General features: G+C 70.5%; 17 protein-coding genes. 9 read left to right on the top strand and 8 right to left on the bottom strand.

Translation table 11 applies throughout. From position 1 onward, the window contains the following. Window positions 1-12 precede the first annotated feature (12 nt). The 6 genes from ACQPWU_RS45610 to ACQPWU_RS45585 form a co-directional block, all read right to left on the bottom strand. The gene (locus tag ACQPWU_RS45610; RefSeq protein WP_433432060.1) at window positions 13-162 is read right to left on the bottom strand and encodes a hypothetical protein; all 150 of its coding nucleotides are present in this window, start codon (window positions 160-162) and stop codon (window positions 13-15) included. Window positions 163-319: 157 nt separating this feature from the next. Continuing rightward, window positions 320-1,258 (bottom strand): sodium:calcium antiporter, encoded by a 939-nt coding sequence (locus ACQPWU_RS45605; RefSeq protein WP_433432058.1) that lies wholly within the window; start codon window positions 1,256-1,258, stop codon window positions 320-322. Between the two features lie 2 nt (window positions 1,259-1,260). Continuing rightward, window positions 1,261-2,853 carry an ABC transporter permease gene (locus tag ACQPWU_RS45600; RefSeq protein ID WP_433432055.1) on the bottom strand — a complete coding sequence of 531 codons (1,593 nt, stop codon included), beginning with the start codon at window positions 2,851-2,853 and terminating at the stop codon, window positions 1,261-1,263. Beyond that, window positions 2,850-3,743 carry an ATP-binding cassette domain-containing protein gene (locus ACQPWU_RS45595; protein ID WP_433432052.1) on the bottom strand — a complete coding sequence of 298 codons (894 nt, stop codon included), beginning with the start codon at window positions 3,741-3,743 and terminating at the stop codon, window positions 2,850-2,852. The genes ACQPWU_RS45600 and ACQPWU_RS45595 overlap by 4 nt, the downstream gene beginning before the upstream one ends. Window positions 3,744-4,101: 358 nt before the next feature. Continuing rightward, window positions 4,102-4,413 carry a hypothetical protein gene (locus ACQPWU_RS45590; RefSeq protein ID WP_433432050.1) on the bottom strand — a complete coding sequence of 104 codons (312 nt, stop codon included), beginning with the start codon at window positions 4,411-4,413 and terminating at the stop codon, window positions 4,102-4,104. Window positions 4,414-4,498: 85 nt separating this feature from the next. Further along, a complete protein-coding gene (locus ACQPWU_RS45585) occupies window positions 4,499-5,344 on the bottom strand; it encodes a cation:proton antiporter domain-containing protein (RefSeq protein ID WP_433445452.1) in 846 nt (281 codons plus the stop codon). Window positions 5,345-5,980: 636 nt separating this feature from the next. Here ACQPWU_RS45585 and ACQPWU_RS45580 point away from each other — a divergent pair. From ACQPWU_RS45580 to ACQPWU_RS45550, 7 genes are all read left to right on the top strand, one after another. Continuing rightward, on the top strand, window positions 5,981-6,424 hold the full coding sequence (locus ACQPWU_RS45580; RefSeq protein WP_433432048.1) for a CBS domain-containing protein: 444 nt from the start codon (window positions 5,981-5,983) through the stop codon (window positions 6,422-6,424). Between the two features lie 2 nt (window positions 6,425-6,426). Continuing rightward, window positions 6,427-7,713 carry an ArsB/NhaD family transporter gene (locus ACQPWU_RS45575; protein WP_433445451.1) on the top strand — a complete coding sequence of 429 codons (1,287 nt, stop codon included), beginning with the start codon at window positions 6,427-6,429 and terminating at the stop codon, window positions 7,711-7,713. A 56-nt stretch (window positions 7,714-7,769) separates the two neighbouring features. Further along, the gene (locus tag ACQPWU_RS45570; RefSeq protein ID WP_433432046.1) at window positions 7,770-7,928 is read left to right on the top strand and encodes a hypothetical protein; all 159 of its coding nucleotides are present in this window, start codon (window positions 7,770-7,772) and stop codon (window positions 7,926-7,928) included. A 204-nt stretch (window positions 7,929-8,132) separates the two neighbouring features. Next, window positions 8,133-9,608 carry an FAD-dependent oxidoreductase gene (locus ACQPWU_RS45565; protein ID WP_433432044.1) on the top strand — a complete coding sequence of 492 codons (1,476 nt, stop codon included), beginning with the start codon at window positions 8,133-8,135 and terminating at the stop codon, window positions 9,606-9,608. Beyond that, a complete protein-coding gene (locus ACQPWU_RS45560; RefSeq protein ID WP_433432042.1) occupies window positions 9,605-10,225 on the top strand; it encodes a TetR/AcrR family transcriptional regulator in 621 nt (206 codons plus the stop codon). Before ACQPWU_RS45565 ends, ACQPWU_RS45560 begins: the two co-directional genes overlap by 4 nt. A 487-nt stretch (window positions 10,226-10,712) precedes the next feature. Next, the gene (locus ACQPWU_RS45555; protein WP_433432040.1) at window positions 10,713-11,165 is read left to right on the top strand and encodes a GbsR/MarR family transcriptional regulator; all 453 of its coding nucleotides are present in this window, start codon (window positions 10,713-10,715) and stop codon (window positions 11,163-11,165) included. Next, window positions 11,162-12,379 (top strand): glycosyltransferase, encoded by a 1,218-nt coding sequence (locus ACQPWU_RS45550; protein WP_433432037.1) that lies wholly within the window; start codon window positions 11,162-11,164, stop codon window positions 12,377-12,379. Before ACQPWU_RS45555 ends, ACQPWU_RS45550 begins: the two co-directional genes overlap by 4 nt. Window positions 12,380-12,621: 242 nt before the next feature. Here ACQPWU_RS45550 and ACQPWU_RS45545 read toward each other — a convergent pair whose 3' ends face one another. Together ACQPWU_RS45545 and ACQPWU_RS45540 are read right to left on the bottom strand one after the other, a co-directional pair. Continuing rightward, entirely contained in the window at window positions 12,622-12,930 is a 309-nt protein-coding gene (locus tag ACQPWU_RS45545; RefSeq protein ID WP_433445450.1) for a cytochrome P450, read from the bottom strand. 894 nt (window positions 12,931-13,824) lie between these two features. Then, window positions 13,825-15,111 (bottom strand): glycosyltransferase, encoded by a 1,287-nt coding sequence (locus tag ACQPWU_RS45540; protein ID WP_433432035.1) that lies wholly within the window; start codon window positions 15,109-15,111, stop codon window positions 13,825-13,827. Between the two features lie 154 nt (window positions 15,112-15,265). Here ACQPWU_RS45540 and ACQPWU_RS45535 point away from each other — a divergent pair, with 154 nt between their 5' ends. Together ACQPWU_RS45535 and ACQPWU_RS45530 are read left to right on the top strand one after the other, a co-directional pair. Next, entirely contained in the window at window positions 15,266-15,727 is a 462-nt protein-coding gene (locus ACQPWU_RS45535) for a GbsR/MarR family transcriptional regulator (RefSeq protein WP_433432033.1), read from the top strand. A gap of 179 nt (window positions 15,728-15,906) precedes the next feature. Further along, window positions 15,907-16,128, top strand: coding sequence for a hypothetical protein (locus ACQPWU_RS45530; protein ID WP_433432030.1), 222 nt, complete (start codon window positions 15,907-15,909; stop codon window positions 16,126-16,128). Window positions 16,129-16,610: the final 482 nt, after the last annotated feature.

Raw genomic sequence — 16,610 nt, 5'->3', positions numbered from 1 at the left:
CTGGTCCTTCTTTCACAGGCTCTCTTCGCCCAGCGCGAGACCGGCCCGCATGTGCCCGCCGTGGAACACGATGATCGCAGCCCGGCCGCGAGGCTCCAGCCGATACTCCATCGGACCCGGCGGCAGATGTGCCATCGCGGTGGCTCTCTCGAGAGTGGTCATCGTCACCGTGCCCTCCATGCTCCAGTGCCGGACCGCATCGTCATCGTGATGGCCCATCCTCGGCCTGCCGACGATGGGAGTCCTCCTCGCGCGTCAAGATCGTTCATCCTCGGCTCCTCCTTCGGGGTTCATCCGGGTAGCCCTGGTCGGGCGCCGTTCACGCGATCAACGGCAGAAGCGCGACATAGAGGACGAGCAGCAGGACCGACTCCCTGCGGCTGAGTCGTTTGCCGCGGGCCAGCAGAGCCCAGGTGATCCCGCTGACTCCTGCCATCGCGGCGATGACAGCAGGCGCCATGGTGGGCGGTTCGGTGGTGGTGAACGCGATGATCGCGCCACCGGCGAGGCTGTTGACCAGGTTGCTGCCGAGCAGGTTGCCGACGAGCAGGTCGCTGTCGCCGCGGCGCTGGGCCTGGATGGAGGTGACCAGTTCGGGCAGTGAGGTCCCGAGCGCGACGAGGGTGAACCCGACCAGGGTCGGTGACACTCCCGCCCGCACGGCGAGCTCGGAGGCGTTGGCCACGAGCAGATGCGCGCCCAGCAACGTCCCGGCCAGACCGGCCAGCGTGCGTGGCACTTCGACGGCCAGCCGCGGCCGTACGGAGGTGTCCAGGTAGTCCGTGGTCTCCGCAGCGACCACGTCGCGGGGAGTGGCGCGGGCGAAACGCAGCAGCACCACCACCGCCCCGATCAAGGCCGCGGCCAGTACGACTCCGGCCGCCGGGCTGAGCCCGTACAACAGGATGATCGCGAAGATCGTGACGGCCGCCACCGACAGCGGCGCCTCCCGCCGCAACACCGAGGAGCGGACAGCCAGGGCGGTGGTCAGGCCGCCGACGCCGAGGATCAACGTCAGGTTGATGATGTTCGAGCCGACCAGGCTGCTCGCCGCGAGCTCCGCCTGCCCGTGGAGCCCGGCCGTACCGGCCACGACCAGCTCGGGTGCGCTGGTGCCGAACCCGATCACGACCACGCCCACGACGACGGGCTCCAGCCCGAGGCGTTCTGCCAACCGGCCGGAGCCGAGCACCAGCTGATCCGCGGCGAAGGCCAGCACGGCCAGCCCCAGCACGCTGAGGACGATCAGGAGCGGCACGATCAGTCTCCTCGCAGGTCACGCCACTGGAAGGCGGCGATCCCGGCCAGCGAGAGCGCCGCGGTGACCGCGCCCAGCCACAGCAGCGGGCTCACGTCCAGCGGCCGGCCCAAGGACGGTGGGACGTGCACGAAGGGCGACAGATCCCTGACCCATTCATCGAGCTGGAGCAGCTCGCCAAGTTGGCCGAGCAGGGCGAAGGCCACCAGCGCGGCCCATGCGAGCGCGCTCAGCCGGGGCAGCAGCCCGAACAGCAGCATCGCGATCCCTGCCAGCGTCCACGTGGCGGGCACCTGGACCAGTGCCGCACCCAGCAGGCGTACGGCCTGACGGGTCGGCTCGCCGATCCGGAAACCATGCGCCAGTCCGGCCGCCAGCCCGCCTGCGGCGAGAATCAGCGTACTGCCGCCCAACGCCACGGCCAGATGGCCAGCCGTCCAGCGCCATCGGGCCACGGCCGTGGCCAGGACGGGCTCGGCCCGGATCGCGGACTCCTCGCCTTGAAGCCGCAGCGTCGCCTGGACGGCGAAACCGCCCGCGACCAGGCCGAGCAGGCCCAACTCGGCTGCCAGGAACGTGTCGGTCAGCGCACTGGCGCCGCCGCCCATCCGCGCCAGCAGCTCGGCCAGTTGCGGGTTGTCGCGCACGATGTCGCCGACGCTGTAGGCCAGCGCGCCGAACATCGCCCCCACTACGGCGAAGCCGATCGCCCAGCCGAGCAGGCCGCCGCGCTGCAGCCGCCACGCCAGCGCCAGCGGGCTCCTGAAAGAGGCAGCCGCGTCCGGCGGGCCCGGACGCGGCGGCACCAGCCCGGCACCGAGGTCCCGCCGACTGGCCAGCAGAGCGGCTACCGCCATCAGGACCAACCCCGTGACAGCGAATAAGGCAGCCACCCACCAGCGCTCGCCGGCGAACGCCCGCATCCGCTGCGCCCAGCCCAGTGGGGACAGCCAGGCGAGCGTCTCCACCTTCGCTGCGTCGCCGAGCGCGCGCAGGAGGAAGGCCAATCCGAGGGTCGCGGCGGCGATGCCGCCCGCGGTGCGGGCATGCTCGCTTAGCTGCGCGGCCAGCACCGCGACGCCGGTGAACGTCCAACCCACGCCGCCCACGGCCAGGCCGAACGCCAGCGCGCCCGCCGCCGGCAGTCCCTGACCGGCCAGGGAGATCGCGATGAGGAGCACGATGAGCAGGTTCGCGCCGCCGGCGACGAGCATCGCCGAGGCCAGGGGCGCGTGGCGGCCGACCGCGCAGGCGCCGACCAGCTCGGCCCGGCCGGTCTCCTCGTCGGCGCGCGTGTGCCGGGTCACCACGAGAATGCTCATCAACGCGGCCAACACCGAGGCCATGGTGGTGGTCCGCCAGGCAGTGAGCCCGCCGACCGACGTCGCGTCGAAGACCGGCCCGGTGAGTGCCTGCAGCGCGGGGGCGGAGCCGATGGTGACGCCCAGGGCGATGCGCTGGGCCGCCTGCGGGTACAGCTCGGCGATGGCCGAGGCGCTGGCAGCGAGGAGCCCGATGATGGTGACGATCCAGACGGGCAGCACGACGCGGTCGCGGCGCAGCGCCAGCCGCACCAGCGTCAGCGTGCCGGTCATGCCGCGACCTGGTAGTGCCGCAGGAACAGCTCCTCCAGCGTGGCCGGTTGACAGGTCAGCTGGCGGATGCCGGAGTCGGTGAGCAGGCGCAGTGCACTCTGGAGGTGTTCGGCGTCGATGCCGAAGCGGACCTGGGAGCCGTTGACGGCCAGGTCGTGCACGCCCTCCAGCCCGGCCAGGCCGTCGGGGATCCGGTCGAGCTCGGCGGTGACCGAGGTGCGGGTGAGGTGGCGCAGCTGGGCCAGCGTGCCGGTCTCGACCGCGCGCCCGTCGCGGATGATGGTGACCTGGTCGCACAGCGCCTCGACCTCGGACAGGATGTGGCTGGACAGCAGCACGGTACGGCCCCCGTCGCGCTCTTCGCGGATGGTCTCGCGGAAGGCTGCCTCCATCAGCGGGTCCAGGCCGGAGGTGGGCTCGTCGAGGAGCAGCAGTTCGACATTCGAGGCCAGGGCGGCGATCAGGGCGACCTTCTGGCGGTTGCCCTTGGAGTAGGCGCGGCCCTTCTTCGTGGGGTCGAGGTCGAAGCGTTCGAGCAGGGCAGCCTTGCGCCGCCGATCGAGGCCGCCGCGCAGGCGTCCGAGCAGGTCGATGGCCTCACCGCCGGACAGCGTGGGCCACAGTACGACGTCTCCAGGCACGTACGCGAGCCGCCCGTGCAGCTCGACCGCGTCCCGCCACGGATGGCCGCCGAGCAACTCGGTGTGGCCGGAGTCGGCGCGCAGCAGGCCGAGCAGGATACGTAGCGTGGTGGTTTTACCCGAGCCGTTCGGGCCGAGGAAACCGTGCACCTCGCCGACGTGGACGGTGAGGTCGAGCCCGTCCAGTGCGCGGACTTTGCCGTACCGCTTGGTCAGGCCGCTGATGAAGACAGCAGGACTGCTCGCCATGGGGGCGCCTCCTGAAGCCGGTCCAATACGACGTTTGCCGACCAGACTTCCCGGCGCTCCACGATCGACGGTAGCAGCGCCGGATCCGCCGCACCAGCCTGCCCGTTCCAGAGATACTGACGGACAGACCGGCGCTGAGCGGCCCCACCGCCATATCGTGGCTCAGGCGGTCGATGAGCCAGGCATTGTCGCCAGTGTGGCGTGGCTGGACGAGGTCGGCGTGCAGCGGGGCGCAACGGTGCGGGAGCCGCATGCCGTTTTCTTCCCAGCGGGAATGACCAGCTTGCGGGCGATCTCTGATATCGGCTCTCAACACGGCTGGACAGCCCACCTTGGAGGGCGGCCCCTCCATGCGTGTTCAGCCCTTGATGAAGCGGCGGGTCATGTACCGGCGCACCGGCGGAAGGGCAGCCAGGCGCAACGGGAGCTGAGTCAGCCACAGCAGCAGGGGGTTGGCGGGCGCGTAGACGCCCTTGACCCGGCGGCCCAGCCTCTGCTTCTTGTCGACCTCGGGCCGCAGCGCCGCCTCCCAAGCGGCCAGGGCGGCGCCGATGTCGCCCGGGTGGCGCTCCAGTTCGGTGCCGAGCCGGTCGGCGCCGCCGACTGCCAAGGCGGAGCCGTAGCCGGCGAACAGGGTGACGCACCAGGCGGCGTCGCCGAGCAGGACCACGCGGCCGCAGCTCCAGCTCCATCAGGTGAAGGGGTCACGCCTCCGGGCGCGGGGGCGCGCGGAGGTCTGGGACGAGCCTGCGGGTTCACTCTCGCCCGCGTTTTTTGCGGGTGAGGCTGCCGTACCAGGCCGGCACCTCGCGCTCGTCGTCGAACCAGCGGGCCACCACGATGTCGGTGGAGGAGTGCAGCAGGATCGAGACCACGATGGTCACGGCGACGATCTGGAAGACCTGCTGTCCGGCGGCGATGCCGGAGGCGAGCACCAGGAGGCCGTAGACGACGGAGGCGAAGCCTTTCGGGCCGAACCAGGCCACCGCCGCCTGCTCGCGCACCGACAGCCCCGATCGCAGGAACGACAGCCAGATCGCCGCCGGCCGGGCCAGGACCAGGACGAGCACCGCGAATAGCCAGCCGGTCCAGCCGACCGACCCCAGCAGCGACGGGGTGATGAGCGCGCCGAACACCAGCAGCGCGGCCAGCTTGAACACCTCGGCGATGAGCTCTCCGAAGTGCTCGAACGAGGCGCGCTGCCGCGGCCCGAAGGTGGCCACGGTGATGCCGGCCGAGAACGCGGCCAAAAACAGGTTGCCGTGGGTGGCCTTGCCGACGGCGAGCACGAGCAGGCCGATGGCCAGGGCGTTGAGCGGCTCGTAGACCGTGGAGGCGGCGAACCAGCGCATCTGCTCCAGCTTGATCGCCGCCCACGGGACGGCGACGCCGATGACGACGCCGAGGCCGAGTTCCATGCCCAGCTCACCCAGGTGCAGGTCGGCCGACCCGGCGGCGATGGCCAGGAAGAGGATGACGAACGGCAGCGCCAGGCCGTCGTTGACGCTGGACTCGACGTTGAGCAGTTGCCGCAGCCGCGGCGGCACCTTCTCGTTGCCGACCAGCGCGGCGGCGAAGACCGGGTCGGTGGGCGCGAGAATCGCGCCGATCAGCAGCGACTCGATCCAGCCCAGGCGCGCCGAGCGCGGTGATAGCCAGGGTGAGCGGCAGGCCCCAGCCGAGCGCCCGGCCGGGCAGCCGCCAGGCGCTGCGCAGGTCCGTCCAGCCCACCCGCATGCCGTCGGTGAACAGCACGGTGAACAGCGCCAGCTCGGCCAGCGTGGCGACCAGGTCGTCGCCGGGCCACAGCGAGACCACGCCCAGCACGCCGTCGCCCAGCACGAACCCGGCCACCAGGAACAGCGCGGCGGTGGACAAGATCGTGCGGTGGGCCAGGCTTGACAGCAGCACAGCCAGCAGCAGCACGGCCGCGAACGCCGTCAGCAGCGTGCCCATCAGGGGCACCGCGTGGAGAAGATCATGGGAGGCCTCCGGTCGGGATCAGTGACGATCTTGCCGACCAGACTTCCCGGCCCACCGCGCTCACCATAACAGCGGCGCTGCCGGAGGCGACAGACGCGTTCTTGACGGGTACCGCGACACCACAGCGCCGCAGAGTCTCACGTGAGCAGGCGATCCCCGCCTGTGCGATCTTGACGGTTGTTGATACGTTGTCTGCAGGTGCGCCGGGAAGTCTGGTCGGCAGGTCCTTGTCCCGTTGCCTGAAGGATGTCCCAGTGCGCGCACGTGATCTTCTTGCCGACTTCCCCGCTGTCGGTCTCGATTCTCCCGTGATCGACGCCGCCCGGTTGCTGGCCGATCAGGATCTGCCCGGTCTCATCGTGGTCGACGGCGACGGCCTGCCGGTCACCGTCCTGCCCGGCACTCAGGTGCTGCGGCTGGCCGTGCCCGGTTATTGCCTGGACGATCCGGCGCTGGCCCGGGTGGTGGACGAGGCGCACGCCGATGCCTTCCTGAACGCGCTGGCTGGTCGCACCGTACGCGAGGCACTGCCGCGGGAGCGGCGCGAGCTGCCGGTCACCGACCCTGAGGCCACGGTGCTGGAGGTGGCCGCGTTGATGGCGCGCACCCGCAGCCCGCTGGTCGCGATCGTCGGCGACAGGCACCTGCTGGGCGCGGTGACGCTGCAGGCACTGCTGGACCGGGTGCTCACGCCGTGAACATGCTCGCCTGGGTCAGCGTCGCCGTGTTCCTGGCCGCCTACGCGCTGATCGCCACCGAGAAGATCCACCGCGTCGCCGCCGCGCTCGGCGGCGCCGGGATCATGCTGGCCCTGCACGCCACCGGCGCGCAGGCGGCGTTCTTCTCCGAACACACCGGCATCGACTGGAACGTCATCTTCCTGCTGCTCGGCATGATGATCATCGTCGGCGTGCTGAAGCAGACCGGAGTCTTCGAATACCTGGCCATCTGGGCCGCCAAACGCGCCAAGGGGCGGCCGTTCCGGCTCATGGTGCTGCTGGTGCTGATCACCGCCGGAGCGTCCGCGCTGCTGGACAACGTGACCACGGTGCTGCTGATCGCGCCGGTGACGTTCCTGGTGTGTGAGCGGCTGGCCGTCAACGCGGCGCCGTTCCTGATCGCCGAGGCGATGGCCTCCAACATCGGCGGCGCGGCCACCCTGGTCGGCGACCCGCCGAACATCATCATCGCCAGCCGCGGGGGCTTGAGCTTCAACGACTTCCTCCTCCACATGGCGCCGATGGTTATCGCGCTGATGGCGGTGTTCGTCGGGCTGTGCTGGCTGATGTTCGGGCGGTCCTTCCGCTACGACCCCGAGCGGGCCGAGGAGATCATGGCGCTGGACGAGCGCGAGGCGATCGCCGACCGGCGGCTGCTGTGGCAGTCACTGGCGGTGCTCGCGCTGGTGATGGCCGCGTTCGTGCTGCACCCGGTGCTGCACTACGAGCCGTCGGTGGTCGCGCTGCTGGGGGCGGGTGTGCTGGTGGCCGCGACGAAGGTGACCACCGAGCAGGCCATCGCCGAGGTGGAGTGGCCCACGCTGGTGTTCTTCGCCGGATTGTTCGTGATGGTCGGCGCGCTGGTCGAGACCGGCGTCATCGGCCAGGTGTCCCAGGCCGCCGTCGAGGCGACCGGCGGACGGCTGGGGTTGGCCACGATGGGGCTGCTGGGAGCCTCGGCCGTGCTGTCGGCGATCGTGGACAACATCCCCTACGTGGCGACGATGAGCCCGATCGTGGCCGACCTCGTCCAGGCCAGCGGCGGAAACGGGCCCGGCCAGGTCCTGTGGTGGGCGCTGGCCTTCGGCGCCGACCTCGGCGGCAACGCCACCGCCGTCGGCGCCGCCGCCAACGTCGTGGTGCTCGGCATCGCCGCCCGCAACGGCACCCCCATCAGCTTCTGGCAGTTCACCAAGTACGGCCTGATCGTCACCGCGGTCACCGTCACGCTGGTCGCGCCCTACCTGTGGCTGCGCTACCTCATGTGACCAGAACTCATCCCGTAAGCACTTTCCGCAGCGAATCGTGAGGCAGGTGAACCGGTGTGGGACGCGACCTCCTCATGCGAGCCGCGGTCTTCGGCATCTTCACACTCGGCTGGGTGGCGTTGGGCGGGTCCGCTCGGCTGTTATGGCCTGCGGTCATCGTGGTCGCCTTCGGCTTGGCCCTGCACGCCTGGGTCAAGCACCGCGCCGACAAATAGCAGCCGGCGAGCCACGTAAAGCGCGATCGCTACTGGCCGTCATGAGGTGCCTGCCCCGGCGCAGGGACCGACCTCACCGCTTCACCCACCCCACAGGAGGTTCGCAGCGGTTGCGGCGCTGACGCGTCAGCGCCTCTGGACACTATGGATGGCCCCAAGTAATTTATTTACGAGTACGATTCGTAAATAAATGAGGAGGCGGCAGTGGAACCAGATGTCTTGGTGGTCGGTGCCGGGCCTGTGGGTCTGGCGCTGGCGTGTGCGTTGCGGCAGTACGGCGTCTCGGTCCGGGTGATCGACAAGGCAGCGGGGCCGGCCACCACGTCACGGGCGAACTTTGTGCACGCTCGCGGCTCGGAGGTGTTGGACCGGCTGGATGCTCTCGGCGATCTGCCGGAGGAGTCGGTGCGGGCGATGACCATCACCACGTACGCGGGGGATCGTCCGATGATGAAGATCAGGTTCGGCGACCCAGGGCTGGGCACGGCGGCTCCGCCGATGGTGATCTCTCAGGCCAGGGTCGAGGCGCGGCTGCGTGAGCGGCTTGCCGAGCTGGGCGAGCGGCCGGAATGGGACAAGAGACTGACCGCCTTGGGCCAGGACGCGGCCGGGGTCACCGCGGTGCTGGCCGATGGGAGTACCGTCCGGGCGGGCTGGCTGGTGGGCTGCGACGGGAGCGCCAGCGCGGTTCGTAAGCTGGCCGGAATCGGCTTTCCCGGTGTGAAGGTCAGCGAGCGGTTCCTGCTGGTCGACGGCCGCCTCGACGTCGGCACCGATACTGACCTCGACCGGTCGGGCACCAGCGGCTGGACCCATCCCGAGGGCGTGCTGGGCGCCATGCCGATGCCAGGCGATCAGTGGCGGCTGCTCGCCTACGACGCCACCTTCCGCGACGACAAACCCGGCGAGGAACAGATCGTCGAACGCATGCGGCGCATCCTGCCCGAACGCACCAGCCTGACCGGTCTGCGTCTGCACGATGTCACCTGGGCGTCGTTGTTCAGCGTCCACCGGCGGCTGGCCGATACTTACCGCGACGGGCGCATCCTGCTGGCCGGGGACGCCGCCCACGTGCATGCTCCGTTCGGTGGGCAGGGCATGCTGACCGGGCTCGGCGACGCCGAGAACCTCGCCTGGAAGCTCGCCCTCGTCGTCAAGGGGCGAGCCGCAGAGCGCCTGCTCGACACCTACCAGGCCGAACGCCGCCCGCTGGCCACCCAGGTCTTGCGCGGCAGCACCGCCGCCACCAAGGTCAACATCGCCGGCAGCCCGCTCGGCCGCCTCCTGCGCGACAAAGTGCTGATGCGGGTGTTCAACCAGGCATGGATCCAGCGCTGGACCACGTACACGACCTCCCAGCTGTGGGTGAGCTACCGGCGCGGCCCGCTCGGTGGGCGCGGCCGCAAGCCCCGCCCCGGCGACCGCATCGGCGACCTGGCCTGCGAACGCCCCGACGGCAGCCGCACACGGTTGCACGCCGAGCTGCGCGGGAAGTGGGCCGTGCTCGGTGATCAGGCCGCCTTCGAGGCAGCCCGGCAGCGGCTCGGCGACCAGGTGGTCAGCCTCTGCGCCGCAGGGCCCGCGAGCGGGCTCGCCATGCTCGTCCGCCCGGACGCCCACCTGGCCTGCAAGGGCGGCTCCGCCGAGCTCGCCCGCTGGCTGGACGGAGCCCTCGGATGACCGCCACCCGGGGGCGCGGACGCCCGCGCGACCCCGAGACCGACACCGCGATCCTGAACGCCGCGCTGGAGCTGTTCGTCGAGCGCGGCGTCGAGGGCACCAGCATCGAACAGGTCGCCAAGCGCGCCGGGGTGGGGAAGCTGACCGTCTACCGCCGCTGGAGCAGCAAGGAAGATTTGATCGCCCAGGCCATCGAGCAGTGGGTCAGCACCGAGGTGACACCGTCGGCCGCCGACGTCTACGCCCTGCCGCCACAGGCCATCGTCGAGCATGTCCTGCCTGCGGCGGCCGAGATGGCCGCGAGCCCCGACTTCCGCGCGCTGGTCGCCCGCATCATGGGCTCCGCCGTGAGCCATCCCGCGCTGATGGCCGTCTACTGGAGGCACTACATCCTGCCCCGCCGCGAGCTGGCCGCCGCCATGCTCCGGCGCGCCCAGCAGGACGGCACGGTGGCAGCGGACGCCGACCTGGACGTCCTGATCGACATGATGGCCGGAGCGGTGACCTACCGCGTGCTCCAGCCCGACCCACCGGACGCCGCCGAGATGCTGCGCTACCTCACCGCCGTCTACCGCCAGGCCGGCCTCTATCCGCCCGCCCGGCAGACGCACCCATGACAGCGACCCAGGATCATGACAGCCGGCCGCCGTACACGACCGGACGGCTGTAAACGCCGCTCTGTACCTGGCCGACGGCACCGAGCTGGTCGCCGGCCTGCCGTCCGGCCCGGCCGCCGAACTCGGCGACACCTTCGAACGCGGCGTGAAACTGTCCGGAGGCCAGTGGCAGAAGCTCGCCCTCGCCCGCTACGCCGACGCCGCCACCCCGGCACCGTCACCCTGCTGATCCCACCGCTTCCGCACGGTCCGCATGGCGGATCTGATCATCGTGCTGGACCGAGGCGGATTCGGCTCTGGCGGCCGGCTGCGGCCAGGCGTTCAGGCTGATCGCGGCAGTGCTCGTCATCGTCGCCGTCGCCCTGCCAGCGCTGCGGGAAACACTTGTCGCCCGGTCAGTGGGCCGGCAAGCGCACCCGCTGATCAATGCCACTCGACCACAGACGATATGTTCGGAACTATCCGAACAATTCGATACTATTCTCTTATGAGTGTCGATCAGTTCGTGGAAGACGCCGGGATGTTCTACGAGCGGCTCGGATTGAGCCGTACGTCCGGCCGGGTGATGGGGTGGCTGCTGACCGCCGAGGCCGACAGCGCCGACGCGCCGGAGCTGGCCGAGGCTCTGGCGGTGGCCAAGAGCAGCATGAGCGTCGCGTTGCGACAGCTGGAGCAGGCGGGCCTGGTCGAGCGGTTCCGGCTGCGGGGTGAGCGGCGCGACCGCTACCGGCTGGCCGAAGACGTCTTCGCCCGCGCCTTCCGCGCCAAGATGGCCGAATTCGAGGCCTTCCGGACGCTGGCCGAACAGGGACTGGGAGCGGTGGGCGACGACCCCGCTCGTCGGCGACGTCTGGAGCTCATGCGCGACATGTACGCGTTCATGATGGACCGCTTCCCCCGCCTGCTGGATGAGTGGGACGAGCTGAAGGACCACCGATGAGACCGTTGCTGATCACCGTGGGCAGCCGCGGAGACGTCCAGCCGTTTCTGGCGCTGGCGCGCGGGCTGCTGGCTGCCGGGCACCAGCCGGTCCTGGCCGCGCCACGCCGGTTCGAGCCGCTCGCGGCCGGGCATGGGGTGGAGTTCGCGCCGCTCAACGACGAGATGTTCGCGCTGCAGGACTCCGTCAAGGGACAAGGCGTGCGCGCGGCTATCACCGCTGCGCGATCAGTCAGGCCGATCCTCCGCCGCCTCCTCGACGACCAGGCGGCACTCGCCGCGCGACAGGCGGATGCCGTCGTGTACCACCCGAAGTCCCTCGCCGGGCCCTACGTCGCCGAGAAACTCGGCGTCCCGGCCCTCGCCGGTCTACTGATCCCCCTGTACGTGCCGACGTCCGCCTTCCCTTCTCCCATCTTCCCGGTACGGCCACCGGCCCCGCTCAATCGGGCGAGCTGGCGGGTCACCGCCGCGATCGAGGCCCCGTACCGGGGCACGATCCGCACGTGGCGGGCCGAGGCACTCGGCCTGCGAGATGGCTTCCTGCCGATGGCCGAGCTGGTCAGGACGGGCAGCGTGCTGCACGCCTGGAGCCCGCATCTGCTGCCCGCGCCCGCCGACTGGCCCGACTCCGCCCGCCCCACCGGCTTCTGGACGATGCCGGCGGACGACACCTGGACCCCGCCCGAGCGGCTGGCCCGCTTCCTGGAACTGGGCGAACCGCCCGTCTACGTGGGCTTCGGCAGCTCGACCACCGGCGACCCCGAGGCATTGACTGCCACGGTCCTGGAGGCGGCCCGGCTGTCCGGGCGCCGGGCCGTGCTGGCCACGGGCTGGGGCGCCCTTCGCGCGGGCGCCGCCGACGCGGACGATGTCCTGGTCATCGAGGAGGCCCCGCACGACTGGTTGCTGCCGCGCGTCGCGGTCGCCGTGCACCACGGGGGCGTCGGCACGGTCGCTGCCGCCTTGCGCGCGGGCGTCCCACAGGTGGTGCGGCCGTTCGTGGGCGACCAGCCGTTCTGGGCCGCACGCCTGCACTACCTCGGTATCGCCCCGCCCGCTCTGTCCGGCCGCCTCACCTCCGAGCGACTCGCCGCCGCCATCGACACCGCGCAACAGCTCGCTCCGGCGGCCCGCGCGCTCGCCGCACATGTCGCCGCCGAGGATGGCGTCGCCACCGCCGTCGCCCGCGTGGAAAGCCTGGCGCGTACCTAGTGTCGCATCAGGCAACGTTGCCCTCTTGGCTACCTCGCGGGGCGCCGAAGGCAGGCCGAATGGACGGGCAAGGCGCTCAGGCCTCGGTGAGGCCGTCGAGGCCAAGCACGCGGCTCGCGGCAAGAAGGCCCGGCCCCGGTACGGTCATCGCCCGCGCCGGTCCACCTCGTCTGCCTCTCGCTGGACATCGCCGGCCTGGCCGGTGTCCTGGCTCGCCGACACCTCGGCCGTCAACGTCGTCATCAGCGGATTCTTTTGGCGCTGCTCGCCTGGGAGATGCCGCTCGCCCGCGCACGTACCGGCAAAGCGGTCAGCGCCCGCCTCAAGCCGGGCTGCCAGCCGATCCGGTCGGCAGGCACGGCCACCTCCAGCCCGGGAAAGCGGCGCAGGAGAGTGGTGAGCGCGATCTGCGTCTCGGCACGGGCCAGGGCGGCGCCGAGGCAGTAGTGGATGCCGTGGCCCAAGCCCAGGTGCGGGTTGTCCGCCCGGTGTGGGTCGAGGACCTGGGGCCGGTCGAAGCGGCGCGGATCGCGGTTGGCCGCGGCGTACACCACCTGCACCGCCTCGCCCGCGCCGATCACGATGCCGCCGAGCTCCACCGGTTCGAGGGTGTAGCAGAACGGCGATCTCGGCAGGTCCGCTGTAGCGCAGAAACTCCTCCACTGCCGCTTCGACGTCGTCCAGCTTGAGCGACCGGGTGAGGATCAGGTGGACGCTCTGGCTGATGAGGCCGACCGTGGTCTCGTGGCCGGCGATCAGGATGCTGACGGACAACGCGATCAGCTCGTGCTCGCTGAGCCGGTCCCCATCGTCGTCCCGCACGGTGATGAGCGCCGACAGCAGGTCATCGCCGCCCTGGCCGGCCTTGTGGGCGATGAGCTGGGCCATGTACGCCACAAGCCCGCGTGCCCCGGCCGCGATCCGGGCCGGATCCGGGGCGATGAGGTCGCCGGCCCACGCCCGCCAGGTGTCGCGATCTTCCGCAGGCACGCCAAGCAGTTCGCAGATGACCTGGATCGGCAGCGGGTAGGCGAAGCACTCGATGAGGTCGAATTGCTCCGGCAGGCCATCCAGCAACTTCTCGGCGATCTGCTGGATGCGTGGGCGCAGCCGCTCGATGCGGCGGGCGGTGAACGCCCGCGACACCAGCCGCCGCAGCCGGGTGTGGTCCGGCGGGTCGTAGGCGCCGAGCGTGCGCAGCAGGTACGGGGCCACGTCGTCAGGCAGACCGGCGGTTGCGGCCAGGTCGAAGGTGGCCTGTTTGACTGGGTCGCTGCTGAAGCGCGGATCGGTCAGCACGAGGAGGCTCTCAGCATGGCCGGTGACCAGCCAGATGGGGCTGCCGTCCAGGTGCACGCCGCGGCTGACCGGGCCACCGTGCGCCAATGCGGACAGAAACCCGTCGCGGTCGGCGGCACACAGCAGGTCGCGAAGGTTGTACATGGTCATGCCAGCGACTCCAGGATGGTAACGGCGCCACCGGTCCCGGCCTCGGCCCGCACGCGCTGCCCGAACTCGGCGGCGGCCGCCGCCATCCGGGCGTCGGTGGCGGCCAGACGGATGGCGGCGGCGAGAGTGTCCGGGGTGAGACGCCGCTGGGGCTGGGGCGGCACGGCCACGCCGGCCGCGTACGCGCGGCCCGCCCAGAACGGCTGATCGGCGACGAACGGGCAGATGACCTGCGGCCGTCCGGCGGCCAGCGCCGCACCGGTGGTCCCGCTGCCGCCGTGATGCACGATCGCGGCCATCCGCGGCAGGAGCCAGTCGTGCGGGGCCTCATTGAGCAGGTGCACGGTGCCGGGCAGGTCGGTGGCCTGGATGCCGCCCCAGCCGGAGGCCAGCACCGCCCGTACCCCCGCCGATCGGATGGCTTCGGTGACGATTCGGCCCAGACGTTCGGGGTTGGTGCCCGCCATGCTGCCGAATCCGATGTACACCGGCGCCGGACCCGCGTCGAGGAAGGCGGCCAGGTCCGCCGACGGCGTCCAGCCAGGTGGGGCGGGCAGGAACCAGAAGCCGGTGGTGTGCACCCACGCCGGATAGTCCAGGCCGCCTGCCGGATCGTGCGGCAGCAGATGGCGGCTGAAGCCGTGCAGAACGGTCGCCGGACGTCCGTCGGGGCGGCGCAGGATGTCGTGCCGCCCGCGCCGCCGGGGCAGGTCCAGCCAGTGTTTGCGCAGGTCGTCGGCAATTCCGCCGAACGAGCGCAACATCAGCTTGATCGGCAGGTAGGAGGCCCGATTCAGCGCCTTGGGCAGCGGCAGCGGCAGCATTGGGTTGCGGAAGGCGGCAGTGGGCACCCACACCGGTTGCAGTGCGGCGGGCACCGCGGGCACGCCGAGCCGTTCGGCCAAATGCTGGGCTGAGATGCCGGGTGCGTGCACGACCAGGTCGGCGCCCTGGCCCGCCCCGTCTACCGCAACGTCGGCCATGTCGGCGAAGACCTTGGCCATGAGCGGCTTGCTGCGGCGCATCACCTGCAGGGCGACCTGCTTGCCCCGCAAGCCGCGGTAGTTGCTCTCGATGGCCTGCCGGATGTCCGGGTCGTCAATGAGCGTGTTCGGCCCGTCGTGCACCGGCGCGAAGGCGATGCCGTGCGGCTCGACCAGGCCCGCCATCGCCGCCGGGGCCGCCAGAACGGCTTCGTGACCGGCACGCTTCAGGGCCAAGGCGAGGGCGGCGTACGGCTGCACGTCACCACGGGTGCCATGGGTGAGGATGAGAACCTTCATCGGCGCTCCCTGCTCGGAGGACTGCTGCGCTCGCCGACCAGGCTTCCCGGCACACCGTCGACCCTGCGACGGGTCGAATACCAGCAATATAGCCAAGCTTCGGAAATTTCTGAAGTCTCAATACATCAGCTATCCTGCCTATGGAGGTGGCCGGATGAGTGAGCAGGAACGATGGCAGGCCGCCGAACGGCTGGCACTGGTGCTGACCGAGGGCGGCCTGCAACGGATGTCGGCGCGAGCCCTGGCGGTGTTCCTGTTCACCGACGCCGAGACGGTCACCATGGGCGATATCGCCGCCCGGCTCGGCGTCAGCGCGGGATCGGTGTCCGGCGCGGTCAAGGCCCTGCTGTCGGTCGGCCTCATCGAACGCCTGCCCGCGCCCGGCAGCCGCCGCGAGCACTACCGGCTGCGCGACGACGCCTGGGCCACCCTGTTCTCCACCCAGAACACCGTCGTCAACGTCATGCTGCAGGCCGCTGAGACCGGCATCGCCGCCACCGCCTCCGGCGACCCGGCCCACGCACGGCTGACGCGGATGCGCGACTTCTATGAGTTCCTGCTGGGTGAACTGCCCGGTCTGCTGCGCCGCTGGGAAGAGAAACACGTACCGCGCTGAGCATGCCTCACCACACCGGCGTCACCAGGCCCGCGTCCACGTGACCGGGGTAGCGATGCCGGCGATGCCGAAAGGCCGGAGCGCACTATCCGGCACGTCCCGGTAGGGATAATCTGACGCTAGGTGAGCCGGGAAGCCTGGTCGGCACGTCCAGTCCGCATCGAGACAAGGATGTGCCCGTGCGCCTCCGAACCTCACCATCTGATGGCGCCACATCTGAGCCTGCGCCCCCGCCCATGACCCCCGGGGCCGCGCCGGTCATCGACGTCGCCCACCTGAGCAAGCGCTATCGCGACGTGACGGCCGTCGACGACGTCACCCTGCACGTGCGGGCGGGACAGATCTACGCCCTGCTGGGCCTCAACGGCGCCGGCAAGCCCATTGTCAAGATGGGTACATAAATTCAGCTCATTGCCCCCGTAGAGAAGATCAGCTCTGCGGGGGCATTGTCGTTGTCTGGAGGGCATCCCCCGCGTGACTGCTGTCTGATCTTCCCGTCACCTTCGCCCGTTGCGGGTTTAGCAGACATGAGTCAGGGTGTCACGGTGGAGCGCCCAACTGGACGAGCGACCGTTACACCCTGACTCATGTCTGCTCTGCTTGGCCTGGCGAGAGGGACGGGAAGATCAAGCTTTCCAGCCCAGCTACGTACGGACGCGCGCCAGTAGATGATCATCCTGGATCCGGAGTCCCCCGCCGGAGGCCTGTTCTAACGGAGCGAACCTGTGGGGAGATCCGGTGCCCGTCAGCGGGGAGAACTCACGCCCCCGTCAGTGGGGGCCGTTCATGTCCGCCAGTGGGAATTCTGCCGTGTCCACTACCGCATGGCGATTACCCGCCAGCTAGATGCAACGGCGACAACCCGATCGTGATCAAGCCTTCT

It is taken from the genome of Nonomuraea sp. CA-141351 (assembly GCF_050944675.1).
Lineage (GTDB): Bacteria > Actinomycetota > Actinomycetes > Streptosporangiales > Streptosporangiaceae > Nonomuraea.
The sequence above is the reverse complement of the archived record's forward strand: the minus strand, read 5'-3'. Positions and strand labels throughout refer to the sequence as shown.

Coding starts and splice junctions, on each gene's coding strand:
- ACQPWU_RS45575 (WP_433445451.1), top strand. CDS start 6,427: ATGCTCGCCTGGGTCAGCGTCGCCGTGTTCCTGGCCGCCTACGCGCTG.
- ACQPWU_RS45610 (WP_433432060.1), bottom strand. CDS start 162: ATGACCACTCTCGAGAGAGCCACCGCGATGGCACATCTGCCGCCGGGT.
- ACQPWU_RS45535 (WP_433432033.1), top strand. CDS start 15,266: ATGAGTGAGCAGGAACGATGGCAGGCCGCCGAACGGCTGGCACTGGTG.
- ACQPWU_RS45550 (WP_433432037.1), top strand. CDS start 11,162: ATGAGACCGTTGCTGATCACCGTGGGCAGCCGCGGAGACGTCCAGCCG.
- ACQPWU_RS45595 (WP_433432052.1), bottom strand. CDS start 3,743: ATGGCGAGCAGTCCTGCTGTCTTCATCAGCGGCCTGACCAAGCGGTAC.
- ACQPWU_RS45600 (WP_433432055.1), bottom strand. CDS start 2,853: ATGACCGGCACGCTGACGCTGGTGCGGCTGGCGCTGCGCCGCGACCGC.
- ACQPWU_RS45560 (WP_433432042.1), top strand. CDS start 9,605: ATGACCGCCACCCGGGGGCGCGGACGCCCGCGCGACCCCGAGACCGAC.
- ACQPWU_RS45540 (WP_433432035.1), bottom strand. CDS start 15,111: ATGAAGGTTCTCATCCTCACCCATGGCACCCGTGGTGACGTGCAGCCG.
- ACQPWU_RS45555 (WP_433432040.1), top strand. CDS start 10,713: ATGAGTGTCGATCAGTTCGTGGAAGACGCCGGGATGTTCTACGAGCGG.